Source organism: SAR86 cluster bacterium (assembly GCA_023703675.1).
In the GTDB taxonomy this organism is placed as follows: domain Bacteria; phylum Pseudomonadota; class Gammaproteobacteria; order Magnimaribacterales; family AG-339-G14; genus AG-339-G14.
Genome location: CP097974.1, coordinates 805,037 through 817,309, shown reverse-complemented (window position 1 = coordinate 817,309; position 12,273 = coordinate 805,037). Strand labels below are relative to the sequence as shown.

General features: G+C 30.9%; 10 protein-coding genes. All 10 read left to right on the top strand.

Features of this window, described 5'->3' with window-relative positions; all coding sequences use genetic code 11:
• The first annotated feature begins 14 nt into the window (after positions 1 to 14).
• From ftsZ to M9C82_04070, 10 genes are read left to right on the top strand one after another with little or no spacing between them, the layout of a single operon-like run.
• Positions 15 to 1,139, top strand: a complete 1,125-nt coding sequence (gene ftsZ, locus M9C82_04115) for a cell division protein FtsZ (protein ID URQ73151.1) — start codon at positions 15 to 17, stop codon at positions 1,137 to 1,139.
• A gap of 1 nt (position 1,140) precedes the next feature.
• Positions 1,141 to 2,787 (top strand): penicillin-binding protein 2, encoded by a 1,647-nt coding sequence (locus tag M9C82_04110; GenBank protein ID URQ73150.1) that lies wholly within the window; start codon positions 1,141 to 1,143, stop codon positions 2,785 to 2,787.
• Positions 2,777 to 4,189, top strand: a complete 1,413-nt coding sequence (locus M9C82_04105; GenBank protein URQ73149.1) for a UDP-N-acetylmuramoyl-L-alanyl-D-glutamate--2,6-diaminopimelate ligase — start codon at positions 2,777 to 2,779, stop codon at positions 4,187 to 4,189. Before M9C82_04110 ends, M9C82_04105 begins: the two co-directional genes overlap by 11 nt.
• On the top strand, positions 4,179 to 5,429 hold the full coding sequence (locus M9C82_04100) for a UDP-N-acetylmuramoyl-tripeptide--D-alanyl-D-alanine ligase (GenBank protein URQ73148.1): 1,251 nt from the start codon (positions 4,179 to 4,181) through the stop codon (positions 5,427 to 5,429). Before M9C82_04105 ends, M9C82_04100 begins: the two co-directional genes overlap by 11 nt.
• A 1-nt stretch (position 5,430) precedes the next feature.
• Complete coding sequence (gene mraY / locus M9C82_04095; protein URQ73147.1) at positions 5,431 to 6,513, top strand: phospho-N-acetylmuramoyl-pentapeptide-transferase; 1,083 nt, start codon at positions 5,431 to 5,433, stop codon at positions 6,511 to 6,513.
• Between the two features lie 2 nt (positions 6,514 to 6,515).
• Positions 6,516 to 7,727: a UDP-N-acetylmuramoyl-L-alanine--D-glutamate ligase gene (locus M9C82_04090; GenBank protein ID URQ73146.1), complete on the top strand. Its 1,212-nt coding sequence runs from the start codon at positions 6,516 to 6,518 to the stop codon at positions 7,725 to 7,727.
• Entirely contained in the window at positions 7,711 to 8,898 is a 1,188-nt protein-coding gene (gene ftsW / locus M9C82_04085; protein URQ73145.1) for a putative lipid II flippase FtsW, read from the top strand. The genes M9C82_04090 and ftsW overlap by 17 nt, the downstream gene beginning before the upstream one ends.
• On the top strand, positions 8,891 to 9,982 hold the full coding sequence (locus tag M9C82_04080; GenBank protein ID URQ73144.1) for a UDP-N-acetylglucosamine--N-acetylmuramyl-(pentapeptide) pyrophosphoryl-undecaprenol N-acetylglucosamine transferase: 1,092 nt from the start codon (positions 8,891 to 8,893) through the stop codon (positions 9,980 to 9,982). The genes ftsW and M9C82_04080 overlap by 8 nt, the downstream gene beginning before the upstream one ends.
• Positions 9,966 to 11,336: a UDP-N-acetylmuramate--L-alanine ligase gene (murC, locus tag M9C82_04075; GenBank protein ID URQ73143.1), complete on the top strand. Its 1,371-nt coding sequence runs from the start codon at positions 9,966 to 9,968 to the stop codon at positions 11,334 to 11,336. Before M9C82_04080 ends, murC begins: the two co-directional genes overlap by 17 nt.
• Complete coding sequence (locus M9C82_04070; protein URQ73142.1) at positions 11,337 to 12,266, top strand: D-alanine--D-alanine ligase; 930 nt, start codon at positions 11,337 to 11,339, stop codon at positions 12,264 to 12,266.
• Positions 12,267 to 12,273: the final 7 nt, after the last annotated feature.

Below are 12,273 nucleotides of genomic sequence, written 5' to 3'. Positions count from 1 at the left end.
TTTAGGAGGAAATTATGAACTGGAAAGTAGTTGAAAAAGGAAGTAACCCAGGCGCTTTAATAAAAGTAGTTGGTGTTGGAGGCTGTGGCGGTAATGCGATTGATCATATGGTTAATAGTGGATTAGAGAATGTAGAGACTATATCCATAAATACTGACAGCCAAGCTCTAGATGCTAGCGTTGCTGAAATCAAACATTGCTTGGGAGAGTTAACAAATTCTGGACAAGGTGCAGGAGCAAATCCTGATATTGGTAGAGATACTGCTTTAGATGATTATGAAAGAATTGAATCTTTGTTAGAAGGCTCGGACATGGTCTTTATTGCTGCGGGGATGGGCGGTGGAACCGGAACTGGAGCCTCTCCAATAGTAGCAAGAGTTGCCAGATCAGTAGGCGCTTTAACAGTTGCAGTTGTCACTAAACCTTTAAATCTAGAACGAAAAGATAAGGTTGCGGATGATGGAATAAAAGCGTTAAGAGATGAAGTTGACTCTTTGATCACTATTCCTAACCAAAAATTAGCAGAAGTCTTTGGTGACGATATAGATTTTCAAGATGCTTTTGCTCACGGAAATGATGTATTGCTTGGAGCAGTAAGAGGTATTTCTGACATCATCACAAATGTAGGAACAATCAATGTGGATTTTCAAGATGTAAAAGCAGTAATGTCTGAAAAAGGAACAGCTATGATGGGAACGGGAATAGCTAGTGGGCCAAGTAGAGCCATTGAGGCTGCATCCTCTGCGGTGGGTAGCCCTCTATTAGAAGATATAAATTTAGAAAATGCTAAAGGCGTATTAGTAAATATTTCTGCAAAAGATAAGATCGGTATGAAAGAAATCGATCGGGTTTTAGAGCAAGTGAATCAATTTTCTTCTGAGGGAGCTTTAATAATTCCTGGAGTTGCAATAGACAAATCTATGGAAGCAGGAGATCTTAAGGTAACAATTGTTGCAACTGGTTTAGGAGATTCTAAACAGAAGAAAATGTCTCTTTCAGATGATCCATTTGGATTTAAAGTTCCTTCTGCTCAACCTCAACCAACGGTTAAGCCTATAACAGACTTTGAAACTGTTGAAAAAAAGAGTAGTCCAGATTACTTAGATATTCCATCTTTTGTAAAAAGACAGATAGATTGATTTGTATTTTGAGTTTACTAATAAATATAGAGAACTAAGTATATGGATTTTAGTTTTCTTACTTTTATTATCTCTACCAATAAGATTTTACTTTCTTGAAAAAAATCAATTTGATACTGCAATAGAAAAATCTGTTTCTATTTCAGAAAAATCTAAAGATCTTCTCGCAAGGAGAGGAAAAATTTTAGATAGAGATGGAATTATACTGGCAGAAGATATTCCATCTTACGAAATAGGATTGGAAATAAAAAATTTCTCTTTCAATCCCGACGAAATTCATAAAATTTCCTTTGTTTTAGAGATTGATGAAAAGAAATTGAGAAATAGACTAGCCAACCAAAATAGAAAATATTTGATCTTAAAACATAGTGCAAGTGTTGAGAAATACGAATCTATTATTAAAGAAAGTATTCAAGGTATAGTTGGATATAAGAAATACAAAAGAAATTATCCAAAAGGAAGGGCATTTTCACAGATCGTTGGAGTAGTAAATACTTATACCAATTCAGGTATCCAAGGAATTGAATTAAGTCTTAATTCTATGCTCTCTGGCACAAAAGGTGTAAAAGAATATATAACCTCAAGAAAAAATCAGACTATAGCTTCCGATATAAAAGAACCTTTACATGGTAAAAATATTTCTTTAACTATTGATTCAGATCTTCAAACAAATGCCTATTTAATTTTGGAAGATACGGTAAAACTCCATGAAGCAAATTCTGGTTCGTTAGTTGTTATTGATCCAAAAACTCGAGAAATCTTAGCAATGGCAAATTACCCTAGCTTTGATCCAAATAATCGAAAAAATATTTCTTCAGGAACTTTAGAAAATAAAGCAGCTACAAATTTATTTGAGCCAGGGTCAACTGTGAAGCCGATTATAATGGCTGTGATACTAGACAATGATAATACTTTATTAAATAAACAAATTGATACAAGCCCAGGTTATATCGATTACCAGGGATTTGTAACTAAAGATTTCAGAGATTATGGCGTGCAAAATGTTTCTCAAATAATTTCCAATTCAAGTAACGTTGGTATGGTTAAAATTTGTGACAAAGTAAATTCAGAACTAATTGTTAACGGGTTTTACAAAATGGGATTTGGAAAATATTTTAATGAAATTTTTATTTCTACGAGAGAAGGCTATTTACCAAATGTGAATACTTTAAGTGATAGAGAGAAGGTAAGTTTGTGCTATGGGTATGGACTTCAAACGACTCTTTTGGAATTAGTAAATTCTTATTCTATTTTATATGCTAACGGAAAATCAATTCCATTAAAATTAGTCACAAACTCTTCAAGTGATGAATTCGATCAAATTCTCTCTCCTGAAGTTTCATCAAATATGGAAAACATACTGAAAAGCGTAGTTGATTTGGGAACTGGAAGAAGGGCTAAAGTAAATGGCATAGACGTTTCTGGAAAGACAGGAACCGTCAGAAAAGTTGGTAGCAAAGGTTATGAAGAAGAAGCTCTAAATGCTTTATTTATAGGAAAAGCGTCGATGAGCGATAAAGACTTAATTATTGGTTTGATAATAAGAAATGCAAAAACAAACGGAAGTGGAGGAGGAGAAGTTGCTGCACCATCTTTCTCTAAGTTCATAAATAAGATAACAGAGTCTGAAAAAGCTTATGAATTTTAAAGAATTAACTTCTTTCATTGAGAATCATAAAAAAAAATTTAAAGATTTCTCTATGAAATTAAATTCTAATGAAATAAAAGATAAGGATATTTTTATCAGCCTTGCCGATGATCCAGTTAAAAATGAACTGCATATTAAAGATGCTGTTAAAAAAGGAGCGTCAGCGATCATCACTGGTATTGAAACAAAAGAAGACCTTACTGTGCCTGTTATTTGCTTTTTAAATTTAAAAAATAAACTTAGTGATTTGGCTAATTTTTTTTATCAGGACCCTTCAAAAAAACTTAATCTTTTTGGGATTACAGGCACTAATGGAAAATCAACTACAGCTTTCTTCTTACATCAGCTTTTAAATAAAAATAATTTTAATTCTTCTCTTTTATCAAATATCAAGAATAAAAGGAAAGGTGTTTTTTTTTCAAAACTAACTACTCCCGATATTTTTTCCTTAAACAAATTTCTTTCTTGGTCAAACACTCTTAATTGCGATTGCGCAATTATCGAAGTTTCTTCTCATGCAATAGATCAAAAAAGAATTAAAGGACTTAGTTTCGATTATGGGTGTTTTACTAATATTAGTAGAGATCATCTTGATTATCACGGGACTATGAAAGAATATTCAAGAATCAAAGAAAGTTTTTTCTTAGAAAACTCCTTTAAATCAGCGCTTATAAACATTGATACAACGCTAGGAAAAAAAATTTATAAGTCTAAGAGCAATTTCATGTCTTTTTCTTCTAATTTTAGAGAGGCTGATTTTTATTTAGATAAAAAAAATTCTCTTCATTTCAAAAATCAATCTTACGATTTGCATTTTTTTTCTAAACAAGGTTTCCTAATCACTAACCTTGGGATGGCAGTTTCTTTAGCGATATTACTTAAACCAAAAATTAATCTAAAAAATATTAGTAAATTATCAACTCCAAAGGGAAGATTTGAAAAAATACAGGTTTTTAATAATAAATACTGCATTATTGATTATGCACACACGCCGTCTGCGATTGAAACTGTTCTTAAAGATATCGAAAAAAATTTTACTGGTTCAAAAATATCTATTTTTGGCTGCGGAGGTAATCGAGATAAAGGGAAAAGATCTAAAATGGGAAAAATTGTAGAAAAGTTTTCTGATGAAATTTTGATAACAACCGATAATCCTAGATTCGAGGATCCAGTTGATATCTATGAAGACATTATTTCGGGAATTTCAAATCGAAAAAAAACGAGTTTTATTCCTGACAGAAAAAAAGCTATTAAAGAAGGATTAAAAATCTTAAGTCGTCAAAAGAAAGATTCTGTTCTTCTTATTTCAGGAAAGGGGCACGAAAATTATCAAGAGGTAAAAGGAAAGCGCTTTCCACTAAACGATAAAAATATTCTTAAGGATTTAATTAGTGTTAATTGAAAAAAGACTATCAAAAATAGCAGAAATTACTAATTCGAGACAATTTGGTAAAGATCTATCATTTAAAAATATTTCAATCGATTCAAGATCAATCAAACAAGGAGATTTATTCGTTGCTATAAAAGGAGAAAATTTTGATGGTCATGATTTTATTGGTCAAGCTCTTGAGAAGGGAGCAGTAGGAATTATTTCAGAGAAATCACTTTCAAAGAAATTAAATTATCTTAAAACAAAAAATAATTTTGATTTTTTAAAAATACTTGCTCAAGAAAATAGAAACATGTTCCGTGGACAAATAGTCGCAATAACTGGAAGTAATGGGAAAACTACCACAAAAGAAATTTTATATCTTTTATTAAGTTTTTTAACCGACAAAAGGTCTGTATTTAAATCTCCAAAAAATTGGAACAACGAACTAGGTCTCAATCTCTCTCTTTTAGGTTTGAATCATAAACACAAAATTGGAATCTTTGAAATTGGAACAAATCGACCTGGTGAAATTTATTCACTTTCAAATTTTTTGAAACCTGATTATGGGATCATAACAAACATTGGCCGTTCTCATCTGGAAAACTTAAAGAATCTAGACGGAGTTGCAAAGGAGAAATCAGATTTATTTATAAACGTTAAAAATAAAGGTGTTTGTTTGGCTAGGATAGATAATAAATACAAGAAACTTATCTTAAAAAAAGCCACTGGAAAAGAACTGAAACTTTTGGGTAATGAGAAGAAAGATATTTTCGATTTAAACTTTGAGGCAGCCTTACTGATTGTGAATGAAATTTTAAATCTAGAAAAGAATTCAAACGTTGAGTTAAGTGAAATAAAAAAAAGAATTCAAGAAAATTTAAAGATTCCGGGCAGAATGGAAAAGATTAATGGACCAAAAAAAACCACCATCTTAAATGATTCTTACAATGCAAACCCAGATTCTTTTTTAGCTGCTTTTGAATTTATCTCAAAATTAAAATATAAACACAAGATACTCGTTATGGGAAAGATGGGCGAGCTAGGCGAAAAGTCAGATCAATTACATGACCAAGTAATTCAGAAAGCTATTAAACATTTTGATTTAATTTTTTGCGTTGATATTAATTCAAAAATAAAAAGCGAAAAGATTAATTATTTATCAAAAAGCGACACCGTAATAAATCTATCTAGATTTTTTGATAAACAAACTTTAATTCTATTTAAAGCGTCTAGATCAGTTAAAATGGAAACTCTTATAGATCTTATTTAACATGTTCTTGCCACTTCTTGAATATTTAGCTGAAAGTTATGGGCCCTTTAGAGTTTTTAATTATTTTACTTTCAGAGCTATTCTTTCAACTTTGACGGCCTTAATTTTTTGTCTTTTATTTGGAAAATATTTTATTTCTTATATTGAAAGAAAAAATTTTGGTCAAGTTATTAGAGAATTTGGACCAGAAAAACATTTAGAAAAAAAAGGAACTCCAACTATGGGAGGTATTTTAATTTTAGCGTCTATAGTTTTTTCTTGCATATGCTGGGGCGATCTTGAAAATAAATTTTTATGGTCAATAATTTTTTTAATAATAACTTTTGGAGTTTTGGGGTTCTTGGATGACTACTTAAAGCTCAGCAAAAATAGCAGTGATGGTCTCTCCGGTAAGAAAAAATTATTTTGGCAAACTTTATTTGCATCAATAATAGTAATTTTTATTTATAGTACTTATTCAATTCCTGAGGAAATAACGCTGTTTCTTCCCTTTTTTAAAGATTTCGCGTTAAATTTAGGTATTTTCTTTGTCTTATTATCAATTTTCATAATTGTTGGCACAAGTAATGCAGTTAATCTTACGGATGGTCTTGATGGTCTTGCAATTATGCCCTCTGTTATGGTGGCTGGTGGGCTTGGGATAATTGCCTATATGTCGGGAAATATTATTTTCGCTGAATATTTGAACATAGCCTATTTACCAGGAACGGAAGAATTATTAATTATCTGTGGAGCTTTGATTGGAGCTGGCATTGGGTTTCTTTGGTTCAATACTTACCCAGCACAAATTTTCATGGGTGATGTAGGATCATTATCTCTTGGAGCAGCATTAGGAGGTATGGCAGTTATTTTGAGGCAAGAAGTAATTCTTGCAATTATGGGTGGAGTTTTCGTAATGGAGACTTTGTCAGTGATCATTCAAGTTGTATCATTTAAATTAACTGGAAAAAGAGTCTTTAAAATGTCTCCAATTCACCATCATTTTGAACTTTCAGGATGGGCCGAGCCTAAAATAATAGTGCGCTTTTGGATCATAACCTTAATTCTTGTATTGATAGCGCTCGCCACATTTAGATTGCGTTAAAGATGCTTCCGAAAGAAAATTTCGTCCTCATTCTTGGAGCTGGAAAAACAGGACTTTCAGCTATTAATTATTTAAAAGGAAAAAAAAATTATAAAATTTTTGATACAAGGAATATTCATAAATTGCCTTTAAATTTTATTAACAATGAATCATTTAAAAATAATTTAATTGCATTGAAAGATTTAAAATTTGAGCTCATTGAGTACGTTATTTGTTCTCCTGGGTTTGATTATGATCATGAAATTATTCAACTACTAAAAAAAAATAATATTTCAATTAAAAGTGATATAGAAATTTTTGTTGAAGAAAATAATTCAAAAAAAATCTTAGTTAGTGGTACTAATGGAAAAACAACTGTTAGTTTGTTGTTGGAAAAAATTATTTCTTTAAAAGGGCTTGATTCTTTTGCAATTGGTAACCTTGGAAGACCAGTTCTTGATTATATTTCCTTGGATAAAGATTATTTTATAATCGAGGTTTCGAGTTTTCATCTTCAAATTTCTAATAATCTTGATGCTGAGATAGGCATTTTATTAAATATCTCGCACGATCACTTAGATAGGCACAAAAGCTTTGAAAATTATGTAAACATCAAAAATTCTTTATTTCAAAAATGCAAAGTCTCAATTGGAAATAAAAATGATAAAAACATCAAAAGAGGTTTGACAAGTTATTTTGAAGGCTCAGAAAAAATAGATGATGCAAATTTAAACGCAGTATCAAAAGTTCTTGAAAAGATAGATCTTAATTATTCTCAAGAAGAGTTAAAAAAATTTAGTTTTAAACCGAACCATAGAATGGAAGTTTTTCACGAGGATAAACTTGGCAGAAAATTTATAAATGATTCGAAAGCGACTAATTGTGGAGCTACTATTTCTGCGATTAAGTCACTAAAAAATCAAAAAATTATAATTATTTGTGGCGGTCAAGGAAAAGGGGCTGATTTTTCAGAGTTAACGAACGAGATAGATAAAAAATGTGAGGCAGTGATTATTTATGGGGAAGATAAAAAACAAATTGGAAGCAAAGTAAAAATTTGTAGCAAATATTATGTAAATAATTTGAAAGAAGCTATCTTAAAAGCTTTAAATTTATCAAAACCAAAGTTTACTATTTTATTTTCTCCGGCTTGTGCAAGTTTTGATATGTTTAATAATTTTGAAGAGCGAGGCGAAGAATTTAAAAGATTAATTTTAAATGAGGGAAACACTTAAACAGTCAAAGTTTCATAGAATCCTTTTTGGGGAATTCCATAGAAATTTAAAAATTTCTGATTTTGATATTGGAATTTTTTCTACTGTGACTTTTCTCAGCTTATTTGGAGTGGTGATGATTGCTTCAGTCACCATTCCTTTAACTGATGGATCGATATCAATGACCTTAAATCACACTGTTAAGTTGATACTTGCAATATTTATCGGTCTTTTGATTTTTAGAGTGTCTTTAAGCACTTGGAAAAAGATTGATATCTCTCTGATTATTTTTTCTTTCTTTCTATTAACTTTAGTATTTTTTCCTGTAATTGGTTTTGAGGCAAATGGAGCATCTAGATGGATCAGAATATTAGGATTTTCTTTTCAACCTTCAGAATTAATGAAATTTTCGTTAATTATTTACATATCGTCCTATTGTTTTAGGAGAATGACAGAATTCAAAGAGAAATGGTTGGGGTTTTGGAAACCAGTTTTGGTGGTTATATCGGCCATAGCATTAGTTTTAGTTGAGCCTGACCTAGGATCATCAACGGTAATTTTTCTCATTTCTTTAACCATAATGTTCATTGCAGGAGCGCCATTAAAACAAATGCTAATTATCTTTTTTATGGGGCTTAGTGTCTTTGTTAGCATGATTCTTTTAGTCCCCTGGAGAATGAATAGAATATTGAGTTTTGTAGACCCATGGAGCAATTATGGCGAAAGCGGGTATCAGTTATCACAAGCGCTTATTGCTTTTAGTAGAGGAGATCTTTTTGGGGTTGGATTAGGCGAAAGTTTACAAAAATATCATTATTTGCCAGATGCGCAAACAGATTTTATCTTCGCGATAATAGCGGAAGAATTAGGATTAATTTTTTGTATTTTTTTGATTTCTATATATGGTTATTTAATTTTCAAATCTTTTTTACTAGGAAGAAGAGCAAGGATAATAAAAAAATTTTTCGAATCATATCTTTCTTATGGAGTGGGAGTTTGCATTGCTTTTCATGTATTTATTAATATTGGAGTTTCGAGTGGGATGTTACCAACCAAAGGACTTACGCTACCTTTCATAAGCTTTGGTGGAACAAACTTAATGTTAATGTTTGCTTTAACTGCAATTCTCTTTAGGATTAATCTTGAACTTCAAGAAAGTTCTGAAGTAGAAGAAAGAGTGTTAGGTGTCTAGTCCAAAAACAATATTCATTGCTGCCGGAGGTACAGGAGGACACGTATTTCCAGCCAAAAGGGTTGCCCAAAAATTCATAAAGGAAGGCTTTAAGGTTATTTGGATTGGAACAAATAGAGGGCCAGAAAAAAATATTTGCAAAGAATTAGATATATCTTTCATACAGGTCCCATTAAATGGTTTTAGAGGAAAAGGCGTTTTAATAAAGTTAAAAGCATTGATTGCTTTCTTAATTAGCGGAGTGATTTTCCTCTCTAAATCAAACCCTTTGAATAGAGAAAATTATCCTATGATAGTTTTTGGAGGATACGTATCTCTTATCGCTTTCTTTTATTTTAAAGGCCCCGTGTTTCTTCAAGAACAAAATACTATTCCTGGTTCAGTTTCAAAACTACTCTTTTCAACTAATAAAGTATCAAAAGTTTTTTGTGGGTTTCCAAAAACAAAGCAAATATTTGAAAATTTTGACAAGAAATATATCAAATTGATTGAAAGTGGAAATCCAATCGGAGAGGTAACTCAAAGAAATAATACGAAGAACCATGCAGATAAATTCAATTTGTTAGTTCTTGGAGGAAGTCAAGGCTCAAGTTTTTTAAATGAGCACGTTCCAAAATCTATAGAAATCTTTTTAAAGAATTCACAGATAAATGTTTTGCATCAATGCGGGGTCAATAAAAAAGAGTATGTAGAGAAAAGCTATGATCTCTCATCAAAAAATATACAAATTGAAGAATTTATAAATCATATAAGCCAGAGTTACATTTGGGCTGATTTAGTTATCTGCAGATCAGGAGCTTTAACAATATCTGAGTTAATTTCTTCGAAATCAGTAGGGATTTTGGTGCCGCTTAAAAATTCTATAGATAATCATCAAATGGAAAATGCGAGTTACCTTCGTGAAAAAAATGCATCTTGGATATTGCAGGAATCTGAAGAATTTTCTTTAAACCTTTTTAATCTTCTAAAAGATATTTTAGAAAAAAAAGAAATTGTTGATGAAAAAAAAGTAAACCTTGAAAAGATAAAGATTAAACCTTCTGAACAAATAATTTTTAAAGAAGTAAATGCTTGGTACGAATAAAATAAATAAAATTCATTTTATTGGAGTGGGCGGAGCAGGAATGAGCGGCATCGCAGAAATATTACTAAATTTAAATTTTCAAGTTTCTGGATCCGATCTTTTGGAATCAAAAATAACTAAAAGACTTGAGAGTTTAGGATTAGTTTTTTTTGACATGCATGAGGGAGAAAACCTTTCTGAGGTTGATTTGGTTGTATTTTCATCTGCAATAAAACAGGATAATCCCGAAATACTTGAGGCAAAAAAAAATAATATAAAAATTATGAAAAGAGCAGAGATATTGGCTGAATTGACTAATCTAAAAAAAAGTATTTTGATCGCTGGAAGTCATGGTAAGACAACAACAACTTGTATAGCTGCTCATATTTTTAAAGAAAATAATCTTGATCCTACTTATATAATTGGCGGAAAAGTTAGTTCTTTTGAATCTAATGCAAACTTAGGAGAAGGAAAACATATTTTTGCAGAAGCAGATGAAAGTGATGGAAGTTTTTTGTTATTTAATCCAGATAAAGCAATTATTACAGGGATTGACAACGATCATCTTGAGACATATCAGGGAAACATAGAAAACTTAAAAAAAGCTTTCGTAGATTTTATAAAAAAAGTTAAAAGTACGGTCTTTATTTTAGACCTTGAAAAAAAGTGGATTAAAGATTTATCTTTTGGAACTGAAAAAATTATTACATATGGATTTTCCTCTGATGCCGATTACAAAATAATTCATTATTCACAAAATCAAAAAGGATGTTCCTTTGTTATAAAAGATAAAAAATCTGGATTGGAACATCTTTTCGAAATAGGAATCCATGGAAAACATAATATTTTAAATTCTTTGGCTGCAATACTTATTGCATTAGACGAAGGAATTAAATTATCCGGTATTAGAAAGGCGCTAAGGTCTTTTACTCAGGTGGAGAGAAGGTTCGAAATAATCACCGATAATGTATTTGGAAAAAAAATCACTTTAGTAGATGATTATGGTCATCATCCCTCGGAGCTAAAAGCGACAATAGAAACTATAAAAGAAATTTGGCCTGATAAGAAAGTCGTGATGGCATTTCAACCGCACAGGTATTCTCGTACTAAGGCTTTATTTCATGATTTTGTAAATATTTTATCTAAAATAGATAACTTAATTCTTATGGAAATATATCCGGCAAGCGAACTTCCGATTAAAAACTATTCTAGTGAAGACTTATTTTACGAAGTTAAAAAAAATAATAAAAACATCGTCTTGGTAAATGGTATAGAAGAAGCCTATGACGAATTCAAAAATTTTAGTGATCAAAAATATATTTTTCTTACTCAAGGTGCAGGTAATACCTCAACGCTAGCCTTGAGATTCAAATAAATGGAGAAAATTGAAAAAATAAAATTCGGAGTATTAGGAGGAGGATATTCTAACGAAAAAAATATTTCTTTAAAAAGTGCAAAAGCTGTCAACGAAGCTTTTTTTAACGAAGGACTTAAGTCTAAATTAATTGAAATACATGATAAAACTCAACTATTTTCTAAATCAACTTATAAAGGTTTAGATTTTGTTTTTATTCTCATTCATGGAGCCGGGGGAGAAGACGGGGAGCTTCAAAATTTTTTTGAAGAAATATGCCTAAATTATTCTGGAAGTAATTCCTCCGCATGTGAAAAAACATTCGACAAAAATAGTTCAAAAAAATATCTTTCAAAAGAAATCTTAACCCCTAAGCAATATGATTGGGACGATTCAAAAAAAATTTTAATCGGTCAAGATAAAAAAACTAAGAAAATCGTTATCAAACCAACTAAAGAAGGCTCTAGTATTGGTGTTTCAATTGTAGAAAATGATACTCAGCAGATTGAAGAGGGCATTAGAGAAGCAAAAAAATATGGCCAGTTCATGATAGAAGAATTTATTGAGGGAAAGGAAATCACTGTAGCTATGGTTGGAGAAGATATTTTCCCTGCAGTGGAAATAATTCCTGATGATGGATTTTATGATTTTAATTCAAAATATAATTCTAAAAATACTTCCTATGAAAAAGCTATTTTTGAACCATCAAGGGAAAAAGAACTTATTGAATATTCGAAGACAATAAACAAAGATTTTGGATGCACAGGTTGGTCAAGAATAGATTTAATTGATGATGGAAAAGGATTTTACTTTCTCGAATTGAATACCGTGCCTGGTATGACCGACTCAAGTTTAGTCCCTAAAGCTGCTTCATTTGCAGGAGTTGAATTTAATCAATTGGTAATGAAAATTGTTCAATCCTCTCTTGATAAGAAAGATATCAAAATGTAGAATTGCT

What these genes read in the sequence shown, in the direction of transcription:
- ftsZ (URQ73151.1), top strand. Translation starts at nt 15, where the DNA reads ATGAACTGGAAAGTAGTTGAAAAAGGAAGTAACCCAGGCGCTTTAATA.
- M9C82_04105 (URQ73149.1), top strand. Translation starts at nt 2,777, where the DNA reads ATGAATTTTAAAGAATTAACTTCTTTCATTGAGAATCATAAAAAAAAA.
- mraY (URQ73147.1), top strand. Translation starts at nt 5,431, where the DNA reads ATGTTCTTGCCACTTCTTGAATATTTAGCTGAAAGTTATGGGCCCTTT.
- M9C82_04090 (URQ73146.1), top strand. Translation starts at nt 6,516, where the DNA reads ATGCTTCCGAAAGAAAATTTCGTCCTCATTCTTGGAGCTGGAAAAACA.
- ftsW (URQ73145.1), top strand. Translation starts at nt 7,711, where the DNA reads ATGAGGGAAACACTTAAACAGTCAAAGTTTCATAGAATCCTTTTTGGG.
- murC (URQ73143.1), top strand. Translation starts at nt 9,966, where the DNA reads ATGCTTGGTACGAATAAAATAAATAAAATTCATTTTATTGGAGTGGGC.
- M9C82_04070 (URQ73142.1), top strand. Translation starts at nt 11,337, where the DNA reads ATGGAGAAAATTGAAAAAATAAAATTCGGAGTATTAGGAGGAGGATAT.